Genomic DNA, 23,862 nt, shown 5'->3' on the forward strand with positions numbered 1-23,862 from the left:
ATTATTCATTTTGCGCTAGTAATTCGTTCTTTTGTTAAAGTGTTGTAAAGCTTTTAAGAAGAGAAAGTGCTCCGGTTATAAGTTGTGGTCCTTTGACTATTACAACAAGAGTAAGCAACAACGCGCACAATGATACTAAAACTCCCAATATGGATAGAAACCCGTCTTTACTCATAATGCTAAGTGAAATAAGAGTTGTGCCAATTGCAGGAAGGAAGTGAGTAAAAGGTAATGGAAGAGCTATTATTATTGCACAAAGCAACATCATAAAAGCCAGAATCTTCTCACCAGGCCCATAGAAAATGAAAGACAGTCTTGGCTTCATGAATTTTTCTATTTTTTCTAATACAGGGGAAGTTTTCTCTACCACAAGAGCTAGTGTTGAACGCTGAAAAGATCTTCTTTCTAGCCAACTGGGCATCCAAGGAGAATCAAATCCAAATAGAAGCTGCAGTGAGAATAAGATTAAAGGTATAGAAAGAATAGTTGTATAACCAGGTGGAACCGGTATAGGCACCGATAGCGGCAAGGAGAAGATGATTATTAAAATACCAAAACCGCGCTCATGCAAAGCTGTTTTAATGTCAAACAAAGTTACTTTATTGCTATCATTGTTATTGGTATCTGCAACCTCTTTTAGAATATCAGAAGCTAGTTTTTTATCTTTAGTTAGTTTCTCACTTTTTTGCACAATTATCCTTTAATAAAATATTCCTCTTAAGCTAACATAGTTGTTGCTGTATTTCAATATTTGTTATTTATTTCATACCAACACTTCATCTCTTTCATTCTTTAACCTGACTAAGTTTTTAAACAGATGACATGCACTAAGGTGCATGTCACGAAGTATGAGGACGCTAACGATCTGGTTCATTAGACGATAATTTTTCTGAGTCCTTAAGCCCCTGTTTAAGGTTTTTGATGCCTTTTCCTAAATCACCCATAACTTGCGGTAATCTGCCTGCACCAAACAGAACTAAAATTATTATTAAGACTAGAAACAATTGCCATGGTCCTAAACTCATTTTCACCTCCATTTAAAATATTGACCTTTAAATATTAAAACTTGACTGAAGTCAAGTAACACATAGATTATATCACCTTTATTTAATTATAAATCAAGGTTTTTTAATTATTTTATAACAATCCCAAACTAGATTATTTTCTTGCAGCGAATAAGTGGAAACTTTTCGCTTAACTGTGGAGTAGAAGAGAGCTCACTAAAAAACTTTGCTAGCGTATCATCTTTAGGCTTATGGTATATATCGCTAGAAACTCCTGATTGAATAATTTTACCATTTTTCATTACGTAGATAAAATCTGCAACTTTCAATGCTTCTTGCGGGTCATGAGTTACCATTAGCACAGGGATATTTTTACTTCTAAAAAGGGACAATATATGTTGTCTTATTCGGCACTTGAGCAGTATATCTAAATTAGAAAATGGTTCATCTAACAACACAACATCAGGGTTTTGTGCCATCACTCTTGCTATTGCAACTAATTGTTGCTGTCCTCCAGATAAGGCGTTAGGGTACATATTTTCATATTTTTCTATATTGAGTAACTTCAAGATTTCCAATGCAATTAGGTGCTTTTCTCTCTTGGAAGAGCTGCGGATAGCAAAGGTTATATTTTCTACTACTGTTTTATGAGGAAATAATGCAGAATGCTGAAAAATCAATCCGATATTTCTATGCTCTATAGCGACTGATGCCTTATTACTTGCAACTAACCTATCATTTATAAAAATAGTTCCAGATTTTGGATTTTCTATCCCCGCAATTAATTTCAAAATTGTTGACTTGCCACAGCCAGAATGCCCCAATAAACATGCAACATTTCCTTTCTTTACTTTAATGTTTATATTGCTTAAAGCAAAGTCGTTTTGATTGTTATAGAAATAACCAATATTGTTAACTAGCATTAATCTTACTTAAACCATGTTATTAAATATAATAGCATTATACTCAAGAAGTACAGAAATGTTTTTTGTCGTCATAAATTGGTTATGCAAAAAATCTAGAAAAGAAAGGATTTTTTGCTATAACTTTACATGAATGGTAGGAAACACGGGACTATAGCTCAGCAGGATAGAGCGTTGGACTCCTAATCCGAAGGTCGTGCGTTCGAATCGCACTAGTCCCACCACATTGCTTCACAAATTTTATGGAGATTTTTTTTCACAAATACGCACACCTTTTTTTGCGGTTTTAAGATATAAATTCCCTAATAATAAAACGGGTTTTGTGTCATTCCAGTACTCCTCTCTTATAATTCACGTATTTAAGAATGACTTCTGCTAAACCTTTACTAATTCCAGGTACGTTTTGAATTTCAGCCAGAGAAGCTTTGCTTATATTTTTCACTGAACCAAAATAAGACATCAACGCTTTTTTTCTTTTGTTGCCAATGCCGGGTATTTTGCTTAATTGTGAAACTATAAACTGTTTATCGCGTTTTTTTCTATGTGAAGTTATCGCAAAACGGTGGGCTTCATTACGCAGCGATTGTAAGTAAAGCATGACTTTGCTGTCATTTGCCAGACTGAATTCTTCCCTGCCCAGCATATAAAATCTTTCATTTCCTGCGTTACGATCAGGACCTTTTGCCATACAAGCAAAAGGAACGTTTATATTCAATACTTCCAGTACATTCTGTACTATGGAAACATGTCCTGGTCCACCATCAATCAGTAAAAAATCAGGTATTATGCCTTTTATATTGCCGGAGAAACGTCTGGTTAGCACTTCCCTCATCATTTTATAGTCATCGCCTGAAAATTTTTCCTTTATAGTAAATTTTCTGTACTCACTTTTTAAAAAACCCTCCTGCCCTGCAACAACCATTACACCAATTTGTTGGTTTCCAAATATATGGCTATTGTCATAAACCTCAATACGCTTTGGAATATTTGGTAACAAGAAGATTTTGCTAAGCTCCTCAAGCTTTTCTAGGTTATTCCTATAATCGATAAGCTTCTGCTCTAAGCTATGCTGAGAGTTATCATAAACAAATTTCAATAAATCACGCTCTTTTTTATTCTTTGCATGCAGAACTTTTACTGGCTTTTGAGCAACCTTATATAGTGCTTGTTCTATAATTTCCTTATCCACAATAGAATCTGGAACGTAAATTTGTATTGGAGGTATGTTAGCTGAATTATAAAAATTGACCAAAAAGGTGGATAAAATTTCATCATTTGAGTGATCACCACAGTTCTCGGGAAAGTAAGGAGTGCTGCCGTAGTTGTCTTTATTTCTGAACGATAACACACTAATACATGCTAGATCCTCTTCACGTACAATACTGAAGAAATCTGCATCTTTTTCAAAAGAAAAATCCGTGTGCTGTATTTGAATTTGCTCAAGAAACTTTACCCGATCTCTATATATAGCAGCAAGCTCATAGTTTTCTTCACTGCTGCACTTTCTCATTGTGAAAAGTAACTGTTCTTTCACTTCCTTATTTCTTCCAAGCAATGTATTTCGTGCCTGTTTTACTGATTGGCAGTAGTCGTCTTTTGTGATTTTGTTTATGCATGGTGCTGAGCAGCGCTTAATTTGATATTCAATACATGGTCTTTTTGTTGAGGAAAAGTATTGATCTGAACATACTCTTAGGAGAAAAGCTTTTTGCAACGACAATATAGTTTGCTTAACAGCAGCGGCAGATGTAAAGGGACCATAATAATGAAACTCATTTTTCTTAAATTTGCCTCTATATTTTGCTATTCTTGGATAATCGTGCTTGGAAATTGTTATATAAGGATAAAATTTTCCATCCTTGAGCACAATATTATAAAGTGGTTTCAATGATTTTATTAGCTGTGCTTCAAGAAGCAGTGCTTCGATTTCATTCTCAGTGATGAATATTTCAACCTTAATAACCTGTAAGAGCATAACTCTAATTCGTTCAGAAAGGTTTTCGAATTGAAGGTAGTCGGATAATCTCGACTTTAAGTTTTTTGCTTTTCCAACATATAAAACTTTATTCTTATCTCCGACCATCTTATACACGCCACAGGACTGTGGAGATGATTTGATTTGTTCTTTATATTGCCTGAGCATTTATCCATTGCTTAACCTGTATGAGGTTAAAATCTGCTACTAAATGAAAGATGGAAACTACATTTTCAAGCAAAGATAATCTGTTTCTTCTCAGCTTATCAGAATCACAGTTAATCTTTATACTGTCCATAAACTGATTGATAAACGGAGCAAAACCAGCAAGTTCATCAAGTGCTACATTAAAGTGGTTATTTTTTATCGCTTGTTTTATGTTTTTACAAGCAGTTATAGCACAATTTGATAGCGCAATTTCTTCACTTTCAATCAAAAACCTCTTACCGTAAGATGCACTATAAGTAGTGCCATCACTTTTCCTTGCTTTGCTCATCATGTTACTGACTCTTTTGTAAGTGCTTAGAATTTGTTCACCTTCTGGAGTACTAAGATAACGATCCAATATAACAGTTTGCTTTTCTGCTGTCAGCAGATCATTAATATCGATTTTATATAGTATTGAATCTACAACATCTTGCCTTATATCTCTATTTTTTAAAATAACCTTGAATCTTTCTAAGCAAAATCTAAATACTAGTTCTGAAATTTGTTTTCTATTCGGCTTATCAACTGACGCTGTATTTTTATTAAATAGAAGCCTTGAATATAAAGATACTGACTTGTCTATCATTAGCCTAATTAGAACATGCAAATTATTTTCAAGTATTGTCCTAATTATACCAATTGTCATTCTCCGCAAACCAAATTGATCATACGAACCAGAGATTTTCTCACCTGCTGCAATTAAACCAACTAAGCTATCCACTTTGTCTGCAATTGACACAGCAATTGCAGAAGGAGATTTAGGACACTCCTGCTCTGGCCCGATTGGCTTATAATGCTCAGTTATAGCTTCCACTATTTCTCTATCTTCTTGAAAATAAGAAGCATAATATCCACCCATTACTCCTTGTAATTCTGGAAACTCTCTTACTATCGATGTTGCCAAATCAGCTTTTGCCAAATATGCAGCACGTTCAACTTTTATCAGCGAAGCATGTGGAATAAATATAGCTATATACTTTGACAAAGCCGTAATACGCTTCACCTTTTCCCCCACGCTGCCAAGTGAAGCATGAAATAATATTGAACCTAATCTTTTGACATAATAATCTAGATTTTCCTTTTTATCTTGAGATATTAAAAATTGGGCATCAGCAAGACGTGCTTCTAATATTCTTTCGTGTCCTTTAACAACTTCACCATTGTTGACGTTGACAACAGTGACAAAGTGTGAAATTCTCTTTCCATTACTTAAAGCAAGGTATTTTTGTTGTGTATTAACTATACTAAGTATTACTTCCTTCGGTAATCCAAATGACTTTTCTTGATTCACTTCACCAAACAGTACGATTGGCCACTCTATAAGCCCTGTCAATTCATTTAGTAAATAATCATTTTTCTCAAGTTGTAAATTCTGCTCTTTTGTGAATTTATTAATCTGATCTAGTATAAATTGCTTTCTTTTGTCCATTTGGAGAATTACACTGTTTTTTTCTAGCAATTCAAAATAGTCTTTAGGTGTTTTAACAGTAAGCGCCGTACCACTTGAGAGAAATCGATGGCCATATGTTGTGTTAGATGCTGTAATCCCTGCAAAAGATACAGGTATTATTTCATCATTTAAAATGCATAAAATGTTTTTAATTGGCCTAACCCACCTTTCTTTTCCTTTGCCCCATCTCATACTTTTTGGCCAAGAGAAATTTTTTAATATTTCTCCTAGTTGATTTTTAAGAAACTCTTGAATGTTAAATGAGCAGCTTTCTCTTTTAATGAAGTAAAAATCTTCATTATTTACTTTTCGAACGAGCAAATCTTCTTCATTTTTCTGATATTTTCTTAAAAAACCTTCGATAGCACTTTTTGGTGCGTTAATGTTTGGTCCCTTAACTTCGTTATTGGAATCCTTTAGCTCCAAAGCATTTATGTTGTCGACAAATAGGGTAATGCGACGTGCCGTTATAAAAACCTCCATTGATGTAAATTTTACATTATTTTTGTTAAAAACATTGGCAATACAGCTCTTAACTTGAACTGTAGCTGAATTCTGCATTCTCGGTGGTATTTCTTCTGAAAGGCACTCAAATAACAACTGCAACGACATACGCTATTTACTCATGTACAATTCACAACATTTTTTTGTTAGCTCTCTAACTTTACCAATATAAGCTGTACGTTCATTCACACCAAGCACACCTCTTGCATCAAGCAGATTAAGTAGGTGACTAGTTTTAATACATTGGTCATAAGCTGCCATTGGTAGCTCCTTTTCAATAAGGAACTTACACAATTTTTCCGTATCTTCGAATTGCTGCTGTACCACTTTAGTATCATAATAATCTAACGCTAGATAAGAAAATTCATATTCTCTTTGTTTAAAAATATCTCCGTAAGTTACACCGTTATCGTTCCAAATTATATCGTAAACATTATCTACACCTTGTATGCACATTGCTAAACGTTCCAACCCATATGCCACCTCACCAGGAATCATCTTGCAGTCAATCCCTCCAACTTGCTGTATATAAGTAAGCTGTGTTACTTCCATTCCATTGCATGTAACTTCCCATCCAAGTCCTGATGCACCAACACTTGGGTTTTCCCAATCATCTTCAACAAACTTAATATCATATTTTTCTGTAGATATGCCAAGAGCTTTTAAGCTATCTAAATAGACGTCTTGTAAATTATTACCAGATGGCTTTATTATAACTTGATATTGGTGATGTTGATACAAGCGATTAGGATTATCACTATAGCGCCCATCTGATGGCCTAATTACTGGTTGTAGATATGCAATTTTTGTCGGTTTTGTATCAATTGCAGACATAATTGTTGCAGGATGTAATGTACCAGCACCAACTTCAGATGTGTATGGGTGAAGTATAACGCACCCTTCACCAGCCCAAAAATCTTGTAACTCTTTTATTATACTTTGTAAGTTCACACAAATTGTACACTTTTTATACTAAATATATAAATAAATAAGTACTATTCAATATTTATTTTTTTTGCAGCACTATGTAAATAATCACCTAAAACTGCTGAACTTTCCCTCACATACTGAATTATGCTTTTATTTAGGACAATTGCATCACGCATAGTTAAATCGCAGAATATAAATGCTGTTAAATACAGTAAAATCACCGCATAAAATGTGTGAAAAATCCCCTCAAATGTAATTGACATTGCATTATTATAGCTGAGCTGTATTGAACTTATTGGCCATGGTTTTATCACTTCTACGACATTAAAAAATACGTAAGGTATCATAAGAAAAAAGAAAAAGTGCATAAAATCATTAAACCAAAATGGGCATTGAAACATCTGCTTATATATATTCCCATAGAGTTTACTTACAGCATAATAAATTGACATTATTGCTGGCATTGAAAGTGCTACAGTCAGTACTTGCCCTGACGCTATTTGTATTACTATTTCTTCACCACTGTTTGCTGAAGGGTCTTGAGCATGAAAAATAAATATTCCAATTAATTGCATTACTAACATAACTATTGCCAATTTTGTAAAAACAGCAGCTACAACTATTCCTGAGTCTGGCATTTTATATAGTAAGTATTCGCCTCCATATGTAAGAATTAATATAACATCGACAATAAATAATATTAAAAAAGAAGACCAATAGTTCTGCCAACTTGGTAAATATCCTATTCCTAAAAGAGAGCTTACTGTTTTGGCAGGAAAAACCTTACCTAGCATCTTTCCCAAAAATTTAAAAAAAATCCCCATGTTCTAAGTAACACTTGGTTTATATTATTTATAATACTGTATTGTAACGGACTTATCAACAACTTAAAACATGTATTGGAAAACTTTAAGTAATATGCAGCAACAGTAGAAGAACGTGCGCCAAAAATTTAATAATTTTATAGGGCTTATGCACTTAAATTTTTTGCAATATCAAGTGCAGCGTAAGTGAATATTGCACTTGCACCCGCACGTTTGAAACCAATCAAAGATTCATAAATCACCTTGTCATAATCTAGCCAGCCATTATTTGCAGCAGCTTTTATCATTGCGTACTCACCGCTTACTTGGTAAGCAAAAATCGGAAAATTAAACTTATCACTTGCTGTTTTGATAATATCCAAATATGGCATACCCGGTTTAACCATAATAAAATCTGCACCTTCATTTATATCCATTTCAATTTCGCACATTGCTTCGCGCGCATTTTTATAATCCATTTGATAACCACTTTTGTCTATAGAATGTGATAGCCCACATGAACCAACGACTTGCCTGAATGGAGCATAGAAGCTAGAGCAGTATTTCACTGCATAAGATAATATTAATACGTCTTGAAAGTTGTTATCATCTAATGATTTTCTGATTCTTCCTATTCTACCATCCATCATATCAGAAGGAGCAACTATATCACATCCTGCTTTCGCTAAAGCAAACGCTTGCTTACACAGCACTGATATAGTTTCATCGTTTTCTACATCCATCTGATTATCTTTTAAAATGCCGTCATGGCCGTGAATAGTGTATGGATCCAATGCAACGTCTGCAATAATACCAATTTCAGGTACCTTTAATTTTACAGCACAAATTGCTCTGCAGATTAAGTTGTCAGAATTATATGCTTCCTCAGCGTTTTCAGATTTTAGTTTACTATCAACTACAGGAAAAATTGCAACAGCATTAATCCCTAAATCTTTAGCTTCCTTAACTATAGACACTAATCCATCTATTGAATAACACTTTACGCCTGGTAAGCCAGAAATTGGTTCAGTTGTTTCTTCTCTGTCATGAACAAACAGAGGAAGAACCAGATCATTTACTGATAAACTATTTTCACTTGTTAAATTGCGAACCCATTTGCTCGAGCGCCTGCGTCTTAATCTTGTATTTGGGAAATTAAACATTGGATCCAGGCAAATTCCCAGTAAAGAGCAACACCCCTGAAATGAGTATCACCCAAAACACTGATATTGGTAAAAATACTTTCCAACCAAGGCGCATTAGCTGATCATATCGATAACGAGGTATTGTTGCTCTAATCCAAATAAATACGAATAAAAGTATAACTATCTTCAAAACGAACCAAATCAAACCTGGAATTTTATAAAGCAAACCAAGCTCTAACGGAGGATACCATCCCCCCAGAAAGAATATTGTCATCATAGCACTTGCTAAAATCATATTTGCATATTCTCCAAGAAAAAAGAGGGCAAAAGGCATGGATGAATATTCAACGTTATATCCAGAGACAAGCTCTGCTTCAGCTTCTGGTAAATCAAATGGGTGACGATTAGTTTCTGCAAGCAAAGAAATAAAAAATATTATTCCTATAGGCATTAGTAGTAAATCAACCCAAAATGGCATATTATGTTTTGCCACTACCATTTCTCCAAGATTCAATGTTCCAGTGGTAATAACGACTGTAGCAACTATTAAGCCTATTGAAACTTCATATGAAATCATCTGAGCAGCCGACCGTATAGCGCCAAGAAATGCATAATTAGAATTGCTTGACCAGCCTGCAATAATTACGCCGTATACTCCCAGCGACGATATAGCTAGCACATAAAGCACTCCAACATTAATATTTGCTATAACCTTAGGAATCACTACTTGCTGGCCATTTTTTACAATTACTTCAGCACCAAACGGTATAACTGCCCAGGCAATTAATGCCAAGATAAAGGTAAGCATTGGAGCCATAATGAACAGTATGGTGCTCGCTCTAAATGGTATTATCGGCTCCTTAATCAGGAGCTTAATAGCATCTGCAAATGGCTGCAATAGCCCAAAAGGTCCAACTACACTTGGGCCGTGCCTCAGTTGAATTGCAGCAAGGACCTTACGCTCAAAGTATGTCAAATATGCAACTGAAAGTAGTAGCGGTACTAAAATAAATAAAATATTAACTAGCGTGTTCATAAAAAGCTTTAGTACAATCTGCCATTATTTTTGAAGCGCGACTTATTGAATCCGTCATATAAAAATTACACTCCTTTAAAGTAAAAGGTGTATTACTTAAGCTTATTTCACCGCTGCTGATTGGTACCCATGTGTTTTTTACCACTTGATCAGCATTTCTAAACTGTGGACCGATAGTATCTAATTTTTTTCTCACGTCAAATAAACTATCATATGGTAAGCAAAGATCCAAATATTGCGAGAGATTTTTAATAATTAACCAATCCTCCTTTGCTTCACCTGGAGGAAATACAGCTAAATTTGTTCTTTGCACTCGACCTTCAGTGTTTACATAAGTTGCATATTTTTCTGTATATGCAGCACCAGGCAAGATAACATCTGCCACATGTGCACCCTTATCACCGTGATGACCTTGATAAATTACAAATGTATTTTCTAATTTTGATGTATCAATTTCATCTGCACCAAGAAGATAAACCACTTCTATTTCACCACTTTCTGCATGTTCCAATATTTGATTAATATCCCTTTCGCCTTTTTTAGGAACAAACCCAGTATCTAGCCCACCAACTCTTGCTGCAGCTTTATGCAGCATATTAAAGCCATTCCAGTCATCTCTGACCATGTTAAATTTTTCTGCAATTTTGCCAGCTAGAACTAGAACTGATTCAGAATCGTCTCTTACTAATGCATCTTGACCGATAATCAGCATAGGGCTCTGAGCAGCACTCAGCAGCTCACAGAACTTATGATTTCCATTTGCTATTTCACTCAAAATATCAGGATTATCGCCCAATTTCTCAACATGATACAAATATTCAATGTTAGGACCAACACTTGCAACAGGAAAGTTGCCCTGTAAATATCTCTTTCTCAATCTTACGTTAATAATCGGTGCTTCTATCCTTGGATTTGTATTTATAAGCAGACATAAATCTGCATTTTCTATACCTTCAATAGTGGTATTGAACACATACGATCCACGATTACTTGGTATAAGCTTTGCACCATCTTGCCTACAGTCTATATTCCCCGAGCCGAGCTTCTGCATCACTTCTTTGAGTAGAAGCATAGACTCACAATCTGCTAAATCACCTGCAATTGCAGCTATTTTATTTGATTTTGTATTCTTTAATTGCTTTGCAGCAACAGTTAATGCTTCATTCCAATCAACTGGGGCTAATTTACCATCTTTTTTTATATAAGGTCGATCAAGACGCTGAACTTTTAGTCCATCATAGGCAAAGCGGGTTTTATCTGATATCCATTCTTCATTTACCTCTTCGCTCAGCCTTGGTAATATCCTCATAACCTCCGGGCCACGATAATCAACTCTAATTGCGCTGCCCACAGCATCTAGCACATCTATAGTCTCACAATGTGATAGCTCCCATGGACGCGCTGTAAAGGAGTAAGGCTTTGAAGTTAAAGCCCCTACCGGGCAGAGATCTATGATATTTCCAGATAATTCAGAACTAATATGCCTTTTTATGTAAGTGCTAATCTCTACATTTTCTCCCCTTCCGATTCCTCCAAGTTCATTTGTACCTGCAACATCAGACAAAAATCTAACACACCGAGTGCAATGAATGCATCGATTCATCGCAGTCTCAATCAGTGGTCCGAAGTGTTTTTTTGGCACAGCCCTCTTATGCTCATCAAGTCTGCTGGTTCCTTTCCCATAAGCCATCGTGATATCTTGCAAATCGCATTCACCACCTTGATCGCAAATTGGGCAATCAAGCGGGTGGTTAATTAGCAAAAACTCAAGCACACCTTCACGTGCTTTTTTAACCTTAGGGGTATCAGTGTGAATAACCATCCCTTCTGCAACTGGCATTGCACAAGAGGCTACTGGTTTTGGAGGTCCACCCTCCACTTCAACCAAACACATTCTGCAATTACCAGCAATTGCTAAACGCTCATGATAACAAAAACGTGGAATTTCAACGCCCACGACTTCACAAGCTTGAATTATAGTGAGCCCATGCTCTACTTCACATTCCTTAGAATTAATAGTAACTTTAACCACAACTATTATACAGCTTCCCACTTTATAGGATTGCCGCTTACCTCATCTTCAACCAGATTGCCGTTGTCATATTGAGCAGACATATAATTCATGCGCGAATCACGATCTATATATCTAACAGGTTTTACCGGTTTATCTTTATACATTTTTTCCTCAGCTTTCTTACGCTGAGTAGGGTTATTTTTACTAGCTGTCTTTGCTTTCCCACCTGCTGCCATATAAACTCCTAAAAACTTTTCATTCTATTTTAACACTTAAGTATATAGCGTCAATATTTAATAATTTTAAAATTTCAATAGATCTATTATTATAATCATTTTACAATCATTGCTTAAATAAAAAGTTACCCCTTGATGCCATTCCAGCGCATGACGCACACCTGTACGAACATTGCAATTTGCAGGCAATTTGCGTGGCAGATTCAAGTAGCTGACACTGGTTTCCATCCAAAACAGCAGTAGCTCTTTTGGTGTCATTTCAGTGCTTGACACTGAAATCCAGGATTTTGATTGGATACTGAGTTGGTAAGCATAAAAGTATAGCTAACGCGAGCTCTACGTCATACCGCGATTTATTCGCGGTATCTCAAAGCATAGATCCCGCTAACAAGCAGCGGGATGACGATTGTCGTTTAGCTATAAACATTAAGAAATTTACCAAACGGAAAAAAAGGCAAAAGAAGCCCTGGGGTTATTATCCGCTTTAAAATATTGGCGTTTTTTATGTTTTAAACGCTTGACAAGCGAAATTCAGCTGCTTTTAATTGCAACTAACTTACGCTGCAAATGTTTAAGAAATTTACTAAGCAGAAAAAAAGACAAAGGACCCCCGAGTTAGCTAGTCTTTTACTATCTCTGTCGAGTATTGGCATTTTTTGATGTCTTGTAACGCTTTATAAGCGCGTTCAGCTTATTTAGATAAAAATCTAGATGTAGATGAAGTTTTGTAAAGACATACAGTATCTATATACTGCAAAAAATTGAACATAAGACGTCGATACATTAAGTAATCCTTACCTTTTAATCTGCAGATTGGCGAAAGCAAATACAATAGCTTCACTATCATGATAAGGGCGCTGGCGAAGGGTGTCAAGTAAGTTTTTTCGTTTCTAACGATTGTTAACATGCTGCAAAAAACTATGCAAGAGGTCTACCACTTTATTAGGTATTTGTGCAGTTATTGGTGTTATCAAGATACTCCCTAATCTTCTTCAAGTCCTCCCAGGCTAAACGTTTTTGTGCCGGTTGACGAAGTAGGTAAGCTGGATGAAATATAGCGGCTGTGGTGATTGAATTGGACAAATATTGGTTAGTGTACGTATGAAATCTGCCACGCAAATTCGATATAGTTTTTGTGCTGTCAAGAAGGCTATAACATGCGATTCCCCCGATCAAAATTAAAATTTGTGGTGAAACTAGTGCAACGTGTTTTTCGACAAATGGTCTGCACATATCAAGCTCTAGGTCGGTTGGCTTTCTATTGCCAGGTGGACGCCAAAATACAGTATTGCTTATGTATACCTTAGTGCGATCAAGATTGATTGCATTTAACATTTTATCGAGCAACATTCCACTTGCACCACAAAATGGTATGCCTTGAAGGTCTTCATTTGCTCCTGGAGCTTCACCAACGAGCATAACTTTTGCGTTTGGATTACCATCGGAAAAGACAGTATTAGTTGCAGTTTTTTTTATTTCACAACCTTCAAATGACTTCACTACACTTCTTAGTTCATCCACACTATTACATTTGCTTGCAAGTTTCCTTGCTTCGATTATCCAGTCACTTGGAAACATGTCTTTTCCATCTTTAGTGTCATCCCAGCGCATATCTGCATCTTTCTTCTTGGTCCCAGTTTGGATAACAGAGGGTTGTACACTCTCTTTGCTCTCCAGCTTTTTTTCCTCTTCACCCTCCATTAGTGTGCAATCAACGCCCACTTCATGGTAAAATTTTAATAATTCTAGGTCTTTATTGCTCATAATGCTTTTTAACCTTTTGTGCTTTTTTCATGGCCATATCATACTTTAATTTAGATAAATGTCTAATATATAATATGCCGTTTAAGTGATCTAATTCATGCTGAATACACCTTGCAAGCCAACCACTAGCTTTTAGCGTCTGTTCTTCGTTATTTAAGTCTCTGTATTTCACAGTTAAATACTTTGGACGCTTAATTTCATAGCTTTGCTCTGGAATTGAAAGGCACCCTTCCTTGAGAGTCACTTGTTCATCAGATAATTCCGTAATTTCTGGATTAATCATGCAAAATTTGCCAATTGATTCATATCCTGCTGGCTCATTTTCAATTGTTTCTAGCTGAACATCCACAACAAAAATTCTCTTTAACACTCCAACTTGCACTGCAGCAAGGCCAAGACCTTCTGCATCATACATAGTTTCGAACATGTCGTTTACTAATTCTTTAATTTTATCGTTTATATCTGTTACTTCACTGGCACGTGTGATTAGTCTTTCATCAGGGGCAATTACAATTGGTAATATGGACATAAAAATTATAATTCTATGTTTTGCTTTTCCTTTTGTCCAGAATTTAGTGTATATTAAAATGTTGCTATATCTATAATAGAAATATAAATTATTAAAGAAAGCTACAATTTAAATGAAATTGCGTAATAAGGTTAACTAATGTACTCTGCAGTAATAGCAAAACCAAAGAGAAACGTTTTTGCTGTTTTAGACATAGGTACAACAAAGATTATTTGTCTAATCGTTAAGATAAATAGCAACTTCAGCTATAAAGTAACAGGAACGGGTTATAAGATTGCAGAAGGTGTAAACGGTGGATCAATAACTAATGTAAAACACGCAAATTACTCCATCTCATCAACTATAGGTTTAGCTGAACAAGTATCAGAAGAAACCATAGATCAGATATATGTGAACATTGCTGGATGTGGCATCTCATCTTTCAATGTACATAATGAAATTATTGCAGCTAACCATGAGATTTCTGAGCGTGATATAAGACGTGTAGTTTTTCAAACATTTGAGAAATATATTGAAGACAATGTTATCATTCACAATATACCACTAAAATATCACTTAGATGACATGACTGACATAAAAGAAGTTGGTGGATTGTACGGAAAAAGACTATCTGCTGATGTTAATGTTGTCACTGCTTCGCGTCCAGCGCTTACCAATATTGAAAACTGTATTACCAATAATGGTGGATTAAATATGGCAGGTTGTATTGCTTCTGCATATTCTGCAGGTCTTGCCTGTCTGAGTGGAGATGAAAAAGAGCTCGGGACTGCTATTGTTGATATAGGCGGTGGGTGCACTGCAATTGGAATTTTCAAAAGAGGGAAACTTGTGTATGCAAGCAGCGTTCCAATTGGTGGTGTTCATATCACTCGAGATATTGCTTACGGGCTATGCACAAGCATAGAACGTGCAGAGTATATAAAAATACTGTATGGCAGCACTATCGTAACTTCAATAGATGAGAATGAGTACATTACAATGCAAAACAACGAAAATGATGAACCTACTCAAGTATTCAAATCTGAGCTTATTAACATCATAAGACCAAGAGTTGAAGAAATACTTGAAATGGTAAGAGAGCAATTTCAAGAGCAGAAAGGTCCAATTAATAAAGTAGTGATCACAGGTGGAACTAGTCAACTCACAAGCATGAAGGAAATTGCAGGCTATATATTCAATAAGCAAGTTCGAATTGGGTGCCCTGAGTCTTGTAGCGGTCTTGATGGCGAATATGATAAAAATCCTGTATTTTCTGCTGCTATAGGCTCTATAAAGCTAATAGTTGACACTTTTTATAAAAATAATTCTGGTATTTTAGGTCAGGATGGTAAAATGAGTAAATTGTATAATTGGGTTAAATCAAAAGTTACAGTCTAGATTTCTGTTTTACCACCTTTCATACAAATGACTTGACACTAGGATCCATAGGACTTATTTTTATAATATGTAAAATTATTATGTTTATGTACTTGCGAGTAAGCGTACCAATTACAATAAGACATGGAAAATATGAACATAACTATACACTCACAAGAAGATTTTGAATTTATGCGCAAGGCTGGCAGGCTTGCTGCTGAAACTCTTGATTTCATTGCACCGTACGTAAAGGTAGGGGTGACAACTAATGAGTTAAATGATCTATGTCATGATTTTATAATTAATGCAGGTGCAATTCCAGCACCACTAAACTATAGGGGGTATCCAAAATCGATTTGCACTTCAAAAAATGCAGTTGTGTGCCATGGTGTTCCCGATAATAAACCACTTAAAGATGGAGATATTTTAAATATTGATGTCACGGTGATTTTAAATGGCTGGCATGGTGATACAAGTCGCATGTTTTGGGTTGGCAAGCCATCAATAAAAGCAAAACGCTTGTGTGACGCTACTTATCATGCATTGATGGAAGCAATCAAACAAGTTAAGCCCGGCAATAAGTTAAATGAAATAGGGCTTGCTATAGAGAAATATATTAGAGATTTTGGATATTCTATCGTACGCAGCTACTGCGGACATGGTATAGGAAAAGTCTTTCATGCTCCACCAAATGTAGTGCATTTCTATGATCAAGATGAAAATCTCGTCTTGAAGGAAGGTATGTTCTTTACAATAGAGCCAATGATTAATGCTGGAAAACATGAGACTCTGCTCAGTAAACTCGATGATTGGACAGTGACAACACGCGATCTTTCACTTTCTGCTCAATTTGAACATACGCTCGGAGTAACAAAAGATGGTGCTGAAATATTCACATTATCACCTAAAAATTGGCACTTCCCGCCTTATAATTAGATTTTTTTAAATTCTGCTATACTGCAACTATACTTGGTTTACTTTGGGTAATTTTGAAGAAAGCTCACCCTTAATTTGCGATATAGCAACTAGCCCAATTAATGCACAGAAAATCATGTAAAAACTAGCTGAAGTCTCTTGTCCTGTAACCTTGATAATTGTTGTGCATATAAATGGTGCAAAGCCGCCAAAAAATCCAGCAGCTATATTTCTTGATAAACCAAATCCACTGTACCGAACCTTTGTTGGAAATAATTCGCACATAAGTGCACTGACAGGACCAAGCGATGCAGCTATTGGAATTATAAAAAGAATGTGTGCCAGCAAGTAATTGCCACTACATAACATTGAAAAAACTGGATAACTCACTATTACAAAAGCTATAAATGCAAATTTCATAACTTTTTCTCTTCCTACCTTATCAGAAAGTATTGCAAACAATATTGTCAATCCTCCGAGCGCAATTTGACTCAGTATTTCCACTATATGATTAAAATGAGTATTTACTGTTAATATTTTATTCGTAAGCACATTGAAAAATACCAAATATATATAGAGAGACGCATTTTCAACCAAGTCAATACCTATTGATATTAGAACAGGCTTTTTGTAATTGTTTAATAACTCTTTTAGTGGCAATTTAGACGGATTTTTTTGTCTTTTATACTCTGGGCTTTCATCAAGTATATATCTCATATATATGCTAATTAATCCCATTGCTAAACTGAAAATGAAAGGTAATCTCCACCCCTAAGAGGTTGTCCGGAAACAAGTAAATTCAAGCATATTCCCTCTTTAACATAACCCTACTCATAGCTAGGTATATGAAATTCTCAGTGGATGTTGTGAGTAAATCATACTCCTTCGATAGCCTTCTATTCCTATTAACCCAAGCAAAAGTCCTTTCTACAACCCATCTTCTTGGCTGTACTTTAAACCCTTGTTCTCTTGTTGGTAGTAGCTCAGGTGGCGTATCTTTGTGCACCCAAAATCTACATGGAGGCCTTGTAACAATTTCAATATCTATGTCATATTCTTCCTTTATGTGATTCTTTAAATTTCTTCCTTGGTATCCCATGTCAGCCCACATTTTTTTAACTTTAGTATATTTTGTTCTCATATTGTTTAATGCTATTTTAATACCATCTCTATCATTTTCGTTAGCAGCGCCTACGTAACAACCTAGTATAAAACCCTGAGTGTCTGTAATTATATGCCTTTTTCTACCCTTTACTTTTTTACTTCCATCATAGCCTTTGATCCCCCCTTTTCTGTAGTCTTTACAGATTGACTATCTACTATACAGGCACTCGGCTGCTCATTCCTTCCTATTTTTCTTCTACTATATTTTGTAATTTCATAATTCATTTTCTCAAAAATTCCCTGCTTCTTCCATTGCCTGAACTGCTCATACACAGTCTTCCATAGCGGAAAATCATTTGGTAAATACCGCCATTGACACCCTGTACGCAATACATAGAAAATTGCTTCTAATATTTCTCTTTTGCTATACTTTGGCGGCCTTCCTCCTTTCTTGTATGATACTCTGAAGTGTTTTTCTATTCTTGCCCATTCCCTTTCGCTTAGATCTGTTGGATACTTTTTTCTCATCTTTACCCCGTACTAAAATTTCAGATATTATAGCCTTTTACTTGTTTCCGGACAACCTCTAACTATAATTAGGATTATAAGCAACTTATTGAAAATCTTGTTTTTTTGCAATCAATCTGATCAAATTTAAGAATAGTAATTTGTTATTTATATTAATAAATTTAATTCTATTGAAAATAGCTAAAGCATTGAAATTCTTGAATTTTAGCCGGATTAGTGAGTGGTAGTGAAATTTCTTTTACTCAAATTTAGGTATTCACTGACCGTTCTTGTTGTAAATACCAGAATAATAAGCTACTGATATTCTCCACCTTTTTTATCTTTAATCCATCATAGCTAGCGATGCAACAAAGCCATCCCAGTGTCAAGCACTGGGATGACACCTTTATGTTTGAGGCAAAACCGGCCATAGCATTTAACACACTGCCTTCGCAAAATGTTCGTACAGTTGTTCGTTACGTGCTGGAATGACAAGGTGGAGTGTCTTTAGATGTCATCCAAGTAGCTGACACTGGGATCTAAAAAATTTAATTTATATATAAAGTTTGTTTAAACTATTTTCAAAACAGATAAAATATAATTTTACAATTAGCGTAAATAAAATGAATTATGATGTAATCATTTCAGGTGGTGGGTTACTTGGTCTTATTACTGCCATTGGCCTCAGTTGTGACTCTGTGTCTGTAGCTGTGATTGAAAAAAATAGTCTACCACGTGTAGTAGATGATAATCGAGCATTTGCTATTTCTCAAGGCTCGAAAAAAATATTGGAAAAGTTAGGGATTTGGCAGTTTGTGGAAAGTGAAGCTGAGCCAATACTTGATATATGCATATTAGATGCGGTTACTGTGCATTACAATCATAAAATGGTTAGCGAAGAGCCAATGGGTTATGTTATCAACAATGCTACTATATGGAATGCAATCAACAATAATTTTCTAAATAAACTGAATATATACTCTCCACATTCCTATAAAACAATTGCTTGTGATTCAGGATATGTGGAAGTGATTCTTGATAATAACCAGGAATTAATATCATCGCTACTTATCTGCGCTGAAGGCAAAAACTCTAAATTACCAGAGTTATTTTCTATACCGACAGTGAAATTTGACTATAAACAAAGTAGCATAGTATTTAATGTAAAGCATGAACTGCATCACCAAAACTTAGCTGTAGAGCGTTTTTTTCCTGGCGGTCCATTTGCAATTCTACCGATAAAGGATGGCTATACTTCTTCGATAGTTTGGACAGAAAAATCTGGAATTTCAAAAATGCTAATGGATCTGTCTGAAGAAGAATTTATTATAGAGCTTAAAAAAAGATTTGGTTCTTATTTAGGAAAGATAAAACTAGAGGGTGAAAGAAAACTTTATCCTTTAAGTTTTGTTTTCGCAAAAAAGTCATATAAGGGTAGAGTTTTGCTTATCGGCGATGCAGCACATTCAATTCATCCAGTTGCAGGTCAAGGGCTTAATCTTGGAATTAGAGATGTAGAAAGTATTATAAAGCACGTAGTTGCCGCAAAAGCATCTGGTATTGATGTTGGCAGTAGTTATTTATTAAAGAAAATTTCACGTAACAGATACTTTGATAATTTTACAATGGCGCTTGCAACTGATGGATTAAATAGGATGTTTTCCAACAGAATATTCTGCGCTAAAGCACTAAGAAATCTTGGCTTGATTGCAGTTGAAAATTCAAATTTCCTCAAAAAACGCTTCATTCGGCATGCTATGGGATTTATATAAATCACTATTTTATAGTTAATGCAAGTCAGGTTTCCCACGTCATACCGCCGCGGTATCTTGGCCGCTAACACGTAGCGGGATGACGAATGTATCTGTTTAGCAGTTGTGTTAAAAGTCAATAGAAAAATTGATGTAGCTGTGGATAAGTACTTTTATCTGTATAAACGTGCTTATCCACAGCTATACTGGCTCTTAGATAGAAACAGACAGAGAGTTATATTCCTCAGTAAAAACCCTGTCATCTCTGACTAAAGAGTTAGCAAGAATAAGCAATTTCCTCATGGCAGCAGTGGAAGCAATTTTATATGGCTTTTTATATTGACTATATAATGTATGGTCCCAGAGTGTGATGGTATGATAAAATATGAGAAAACAATACCATCAAAGGAGGAATTATGGGACAAATATTACATGGGTGCGCCAAAACAACAGAGACAATTCGTAGAGCAATACAAAATAGTAAAGAGAGCATAGCAAAACTCTCCAGGTACTATAACCTTAATCCAAAAACTATCATTAAATGGAGAAAACGGTCTTTTGCCAAAGACGCTGATATGGGTCCGAAGCATGCAAGATCAACTGTTTTAACTTTAGAAGAGGAGGCTGTAATTGTTGCATTTCGTAAGCATACTCTATTGCCATTAGATGATTGTCTCTACGCTTTGCAAACCTCAATCCCACACTTGACTCGCTCTAGTCTACATCGTTGCTTACAGAGGCACAGCATTAGCAGACTACCAGATGTTGATGGCGAAGTTAAACCAAAAAAGAAATTCAAACAATATCCTATAGGCTATTTCCATATTGATATTGCAGAAGTCAGAACAGAAGAAGGAAAGTTATATTTGTTTGTTGCAATAGATAGAACATCCAAATTTACGTATGTTGAGTTGCATAAAAGTGCTACAAAACCTATAGCTGCTGAGTTTCTACGTAATTTGATTAAAATTTTACCATATAAAATCCACACTATTTTGACAGATAACAGTGTACAATTTACCAACCAAAAACGCCATAAATACGCTTTTCAACATATATTTGATAGAGCTTGTGAAGAAAATGACATTGAACACCGTCTAACAAAAGTTAGCCATCCTTGGACAAATGGGCAAGTTGAGCGTATGAACAAAACTTTAAAGAATGCCACTGTTAAGAAGTATTACTATCAGTCTCACCAGCAACTCAAAGAGCATCTTTATGACTTTGTTATGGCCTACAATTATGCTAAAAGACTCAAAACTCTTAAGGGTCTTACACCTTTTGAGTTTATATCTTTACAGTGGACAAAATCTCCTGAATTGTTCATACTAAATCCACACCATCACACTCTGGGACCATACATCTAATAGTGACGTTGTTTGTTATAAAAAATTTCTATGTATTCAAATATTGCAGTTCTAGTTTGTTGAGCAGAGTGTTGTGAAGTATCAATAAGTATTTCTCTTTTCAATGAGCTAAAGAAGCTTTCTGCAACAGAATTGTCGTAACAACAGCCTTTATTACTCATCTATATTCTTTACAGCTAAGAGATATTGATACCCTTGCGCAGTATATTGTGAACCTTGGTCACTGTGCAGCAGTAGATTTTTAACAGGTTTACGCCTATTAATGGCCATTAATAAAGAGTTCATAACTAATTGTTTATTTATTGCACTACTCATTAACTACCATACGTGAGAATTATTGCTGCCAAATATAGCCATCCCTCCTTGGTTTTGATGTAAGTAATCCCATACTTTATTTGGTTGATCAACAATAAAGTTTTGATCTAGTATATTGGGAGCTACAGCTCTATTATCTGTTTGTTGTTTTTTAATTTTAAACTTTCTTCTCAGTATAGCCCTGATGTCATTTTTCTGCATAATACTTTGCACCGTTTTCAAATTGCAACTTTTACCCAAAGCCTTCAATTCAGCATGAATTTTAGGAGCTCCATATCTACATTTAGAAACTTGATATATTTTTTGAATAGCTTCGAGTAGCTCTTTATTTGCTGATTCTCTACTGCTTATTTTTCTTGTGGTCCACTTATAGTAGCCACTAGCAGAAAATCCTACATAATTCCTGTACTTTATAGCAGTTACTATGCTCTTTTATAAAAAAATATTTTACTCTTTTTGACTGGCCAGGGCTTTTTCTTAAATGTCTCTTTCCCTTGTTACTCTTGCTAACTCTCTTTGTAAATCAAACCTCTCTTTGTCGTAAGGAGCCATGTTACCTCTACCTGGAAATGCATCTGCTGCCGACTTTTTTTCGTTGTGTTTCTTTATCCATTTTCCTAATAAACCACCCTTTATTCCTAAATCCTTTGCTGTTTTTGTAATTGTTTGACCTACCTTTCTTTGTTCATTTGCCAGCTTAACAGCTTCCAATTTGAATTCTGCCGTATATTCTCTTGCCATTTCTAATCCTCCAAAATTTTATTTTACCCAAAAAAACTCTTTTCTTTCTCTCCACTTTTTCTGGATAAGGTCAAACAATGACTATGCAAAAAACCTAATAACATGTATAATCTATAAATAATTTCTGAGGTAGATTGTGAAACTAGGTGTTAATATCGATCACGTTGCAACCCTCCGCAACGCACGCGGAACTTCTTATCCAGATCCATTGAAAGCAGCAGAAATAGCCATTGACGCTGGAGCAGACTTTATTACTGTACACTTACGAGAAGATAGAAGGCATATTAGAGATGAAGACGTATTTAACCTAAAAAAAAGCATTAGCACTGAGCTAAATCTTGAAATTGCAGCCACGGAAGAAATGCTTGAAATAGCAAAAAAGGTAAAACCCTATTCGATTAGTATAGTACCAGAAAAAAGAGAAGAATTAACAACCGAAGGTGGCCTGGATATCGTGAATATGCACAGTAAACTTTCTAGTATAATAGAGGAAATGCATAGCTCTAGCATAAAAGTCTCACTGTTTATCGATCCAAATATTGATCAACTAAAATATCTTGAAAAGCTAGGGACAAAACCTGACATAATAGAAATTCACACAGGGGATTACTGTGATAATCCATCAGAAAAAAAGTTACAGTTAATTACTAATGCTGCAGAGTACGTCAATAAATTAGGAATAGAATGCCACGCAGGACATGGCATAACTTATAAACACGCTAAGAAGATGACAAGAATACCTCACATCTCAGCTCTTAACATAGGCCACTATTTAATTAGCGAAGCTGTATTTTACGGCTTACACAGCGTAGTAAAAACAATGAAAATGACAATGTCTAACTAACTGCTGCTTTTTCCTTCTCATTTAAAATACTTAAAAGAGTTTGGCTTGCTTTAAATTTTACCCTTGTCTTTTTAGGAACAGTCATGATCTCACCACTTTGGGGGTTACGACATTGTTTTTCCTGACTGATAGCAGTAGAAAATGTTCCTATTCCATGCAAACGTATTTCACCTTTCCCATGCAGCTCATTCTTTATTATTTTAATAAACGCATCATGAATCTTGCTCAAATCAGATTTTGTTATATCTATATTCTGACTAGAACAATCTTCCTTTAATTGTTTTATTATATCTTCTTTACTCATAAATTACCTTAATATTGAAAAAATCACATAAATAGCATATTATGTTGACACCGATAGTCAACTAAATTCATCACAAAAATAGAGGATATCATACATTTTTGCAAATATTTGTATAATACTTACAAAAAAACACCCCTA

Annotated in this window: 26 protein-coding genes, 1 tRNA gene and 1 pseudogene; 7 read left to right on the forward strand and 21 right to left on the reverse strand. The window is 35.2% G+C overall.

The features are described 5' to 3' along the window. Positions 1–34: 34 nt before the first annotated feature. From AACH21_RS02405 to AACH21_RS02415, 3 genes are all read right to left on the reverse strand, one after another. Complete coding sequence (locus tag AACH21_RS02405) at positions 35–691, reverse strand: exopolysaccharide biosynthesis protein (RefSeq protein ID WP_010962397.1); 657 nt, start codon at positions 689–691, stop codon at positions 35–37. Between the two features lie 166 nt (positions 692–857). Beyond that, entirely contained in the window at positions 858–1,025 is a 168-nt protein-coding gene (gene tatA, locus AACH21_RS02410) for a twin-arginine translocase TatA/TatE family subunit (RefSeq protein ID WP_338482705.1), read from the reverse strand. A 128-nt stretch (positions 1,026–1,153) separates the two neighbouring features. Next, positions 1,154–1,927 carry an ABC transporter ATP-binding protein gene (locus tag AACH21_RS02415; protein ID WP_338482706.1) on the reverse strand — a complete coding sequence of 258 codons (774 nt, stop codon included), beginning with the start codon at positions 1,925–1,927 and terminating at the stop codon, positions 1,154–1,156. 147 nt (positions 1,928–2,074) lie between these two features. On the opposite strand from AACH21_RS02415, the gene AACH21_RS02420 reads away from it, so the two are divergent. After that, positions 2,075–2,151 (forward strand) — tRNA-Arg (locus tag AACH21_RS02420). A 101-nt stretch (positions 2,152–2,252) separates the two neighbouring features. Here AACH21_RS02420 and uvrC read toward each other — a convergent pair. The 11 genes from uvrC to def form a co-directional block, all read right to left on the reverse strand. After that, complete coding sequence (gene uvrC, locus AACH21_RS02425) at positions 2,253–4,070, reverse strand: excinuclease ABC subunit UvrC (protein WP_338482707.1); 1,818 nt, start codon at positions 4,068–4,070, stop codon at positions 2,253–2,255. Further along, the gene (glyS, locus tag AACH21_RS02430; protein WP_338482708.1) at positions 4,054–6,171 is read right to left on the reverse strand and encodes a glycine--tRNA ligase subunit beta; all 2,118 of its coding nucleotides are present in this window, start codon (positions 6,169–6,171) and stop codon (positions 4,054–4,056) included. Before glyS ends, uvrC begins: the two co-directional genes overlap by 17 nt. A gap of 3 nt (positions 6,172–6,174) precedes the next feature. Beyond that, positions 6,175–7,014 (reverse strand): glycine--tRNA ligase subunit alpha, encoded by an 840-nt coding sequence (locus AACH21_RS02435; protein WP_077188493.1) that lies wholly within the window; start codon positions 7,012–7,014, stop codon positions 6,175–6,177. A 44-nt stretch (positions 7,015–7,058) separates the two neighbouring features. Then, entirely contained in the window at positions 7,059–7,817 is a 759-nt protein-coding gene (locus AACH21_RS02440) for a phosphatidylglycerophosphatase (RefSeq protein WP_338482709.1), read from the reverse strand. Between the two features lie 146 nt (positions 7,818–7,963). Next, positions 7,964–8,959 (reverse strand): porphobilinogen synthase, encoded by a 996-nt coding sequence (gene hemB / locus AACH21_RS02445; RefSeq protein WP_151807767.1) that lies wholly within the window; start codon positions 8,957–8,959, stop codon positions 7,964–7,966. Next, positions 8,952–9,977 carry an NADH-quinone oxidoreductase subunit NuoH gene (gene nuoH, locus AACH21_RS02450; protein WP_236515135.1) on the reverse strand — a complete coding sequence of 342 codons (1,026 nt, stop codon included), beginning with the start codon at positions 9,975–9,977 and terminating at the stop codon, positions 8,952–8,954. Before nuoH ends, hemB begins: the two co-directional genes overlap by 8 nt. Then, complete coding sequence (nuoG, locus tag AACH21_RS02455; RefSeq protein WP_338482710.1) at positions 9,961–12,030, reverse strand: NADH-quinone oxidoreductase subunit NuoG; 2,070 nt, start codon at positions 12,028–12,030, stop codon at positions 9,961–9,963. Before nuoG ends, nuoH begins: the two co-directional genes overlap by 17 nt. After that, positions 12,015–12,227: a hypothetical protein gene (locus tag AACH21_RS02460; RefSeq protein WP_338482711.1), complete on the reverse strand. Its 213-nt coding sequence runs from the start codon at positions 12,225–12,227 to the stop codon at positions 12,015–12,017. Before AACH21_RS02460 ends, nuoG begins: the two co-directional genes overlap by 16 nt. Before the next feature lie 66 nt (positions 12,228–12,293). After that, positions 12,294–12,500 (reverse strand): hypothetical protein, encoded by a 207-nt coding sequence (locus tag AACH21_RS02465; protein WP_338482712.1) that lies wholly within the window; start codon positions 12,498–12,500, stop codon positions 12,294–12,296. Between the two features lie 669 nt (positions 12,501–13,169). Continuing rightward, a complete protein-coding gene (locus AACH21_RS02470; protein WP_338482713.1) occupies positions 13,170–13,991 on the reverse strand; it encodes a uracil-DNA glycosylase in 822 nt (273 codons plus the stop codon). After that, a complete protein-coding gene (def, locus tag AACH21_RS02475) occupies positions 13,981–14,520 on the reverse strand; it encodes a peptide deformylase (RefSeq protein ID WP_006279678.1) in 540 nt (179 codons plus the stop codon). Before def ends, AACH21_RS02470 begins: the two co-directional genes overlap by 11 nt. A 138-nt stretch (positions 14,521–14,658) precedes the next feature. Here def and ftsA point away from each other — a divergent pair, with 138 nt between their 5' ends. Both ftsA and map read left to right on the forward strand, forming a co-directional pair. Then, positions 14,659–15,897 carry a cell division protein FtsA gene (ftsA, locus tag AACH21_RS02480; RefSeq protein ID WP_338482714.1) on the forward strand — a complete coding sequence of 413 codons (1,239 nt, stop codon included), beginning with the start codon at positions 14,659–14,661 and terminating at the stop codon, positions 15,895–15,897. Between the two features lie 132 nt (positions 15,898–16,029). Further along, a complete protein-coding gene (map, locus tag AACH21_RS02485; protein ID WP_006279681.1) occupies positions 16,030–16,812 on the forward strand; it encodes a type I methionyl aminopeptidase in 783 nt (260 codons plus the stop codon). Positions 16,813–16,839: 27 nt separating this feature from the next. Here the strand turns inward: map and AACH21_RS02490 are convergent. Next, positions 16,840–17,562: pseudogene (locus AACH21_RS02490) on the reverse strand (MFS transporter); the annotation flags it as partial. A 28-nt stretch (positions 17,563–17,590) separates the two neighbouring features. Then, a protein-coding gene (locus AACH21_RS02495; protein ID WP_236514306.1) for an IS5-like element ISWpi1 family transposase occupies positions 17,591–18,423 on the reverse strand; the annotation gives its coding sequence in 2 pieces (ribosomal slippage) (positions 17,591–18,054 and positions 18,054–18,423; 834 coding nt in all). 342 nt (positions 18,424–18,765) lie between these two features. Between AACH21_RS02495 and AACH21_RS02500 the strand changes: the two genes are divergently transcribed. The 3 genes from AACH21_RS02500 (at position 18,766) to AACH21_RS02510 (ending at position 21,520) form a co-directional block, all read left to right on the forward strand. Continuing rightward, entirely contained in the window at positions 18,766–18,894 is a 129-nt protein-coding gene (locus AACH21_RS02500) for a hypothetical protein (RefSeq protein ID WP_338482715.1), read from the forward strand. A gap of 131 nt (positions 18,895–19,025) precedes the next feature. Further along, the gene (ubiH, locus tag AACH21_RS02505) at positions 19,026–20,174 is read left to right on the forward strand and encodes a 2-octaprenyl-6-methoxyphenyl hydroxylase (RefSeq protein ID WP_338482716.1); all 1,149 of its coding nucleotides are present in this window, start codon (positions 19,026–19,028) and stop codon (positions 20,172–20,174) included. Positions 20,175–20,569: 395 nt separating this feature from the next. Beyond that, on the forward strand, positions 20,570–21,520 hold the full coding sequence (locus AACH21_RS02510; protein ID WP_338482717.1) for an IS481-like element ISWpi4 family transposase: 951 nt from the start codon (positions 20,570–20,572) through the stop codon (positions 21,518–21,520). On the opposite strand, the gene AACH21_RS02515 is transcribed toward AACH21_RS02510, so the two are convergent. Genes AACH21_RS02515 through AACH21_RS02530 form a run of 4 tightly spaced genes read right to left on the reverse strand, consistent with a single transcriptional unit; the run spans position 21,517 to position 22,576 of the window. Further along, complete coding sequence (locus tag AACH21_RS02515; RefSeq protein ID WP_010082072.1) at positions 21,517–21,681, reverse strand: IS3 family transposase; 165 nt, start codon at positions 21,679–21,681, stop codon at positions 21,517–21,519. The genes AACH21_RS02510 and AACH21_RS02515 overlap by 4 nt on opposite strands. Next, positions 21,674–21,835 carry a DDE-type integrase/transposase/recombinase gene (locus AACH21_RS02520; RefSeq protein ID WP_010082071.1) on the reverse strand — a complete coding sequence of 54 codons (162 nt, stop codon included), beginning with the start codon at positions 21,833–21,835 and terminating at the stop codon, positions 21,674–21,676. Before AACH21_RS02520 ends, AACH21_RS02515 begins: the two co-directional genes overlap by 8 nt. Positions 21,836–21,838: 3 nt before the next feature. Then, complete coding sequence (locus AACH21_RS07100; protein WP_182282499.1) at positions 21,839–22,261, reverse strand: IS3 family transposase; 423 nt, start codon at positions 22,259–22,261, stop codon at positions 21,839–21,841. Between the two features lie 51 nt (positions 22,262–22,312). Then, positions 22,313–22,576, reverse strand: coding sequence for a transposase (locus tag AACH21_RS02530; protein WP_317051380.1), 264 nt, complete (start codon positions 22,574–22,576; stop codon positions 22,313–22,315). Positions 22,577–22,712: 136 nt separating this feature from the next. On the opposite strand from AACH21_RS02530, the gene AACH21_RS02535 reads away from it, so the two are divergent. Next, a complete protein-coding gene (locus tag AACH21_RS02535; protein ID WP_006279877.1) occupies positions 22,713–23,420 on the forward strand; it encodes a pyridoxine 5'-phosphate synthase in 708 nt (235 codons plus the stop codon). On the opposite strand, the gene AACH21_RS02540 is transcribed toward AACH21_RS02535, so the two are convergent. Continuing rightward, complete coding sequence (locus tag AACH21_RS02540) at positions 23,413–23,724, reverse strand: HU family DNA-binding protein (RefSeq protein WP_006279876.1); 312 nt, start codon at positions 23,722–23,724, stop codon at positions 23,413–23,415. The genes AACH21_RS02535 and AACH21_RS02540 overlap by 8 nt on opposite strands. Between the last annotated feature and the right edge of the window lie 138 nt (positions 23,725–23,862).

This window comes from Wolbachia endosymbiont (group A) of Ophion costatus (genome assembly GCF_963969245.1).
Classification (GTDB): Bacteria; Pseudomonadota; Alphaproteobacteria; order Rickettsiales; family Anaplasmataceae; genus Wolbachia; species Wolbachia pipientis.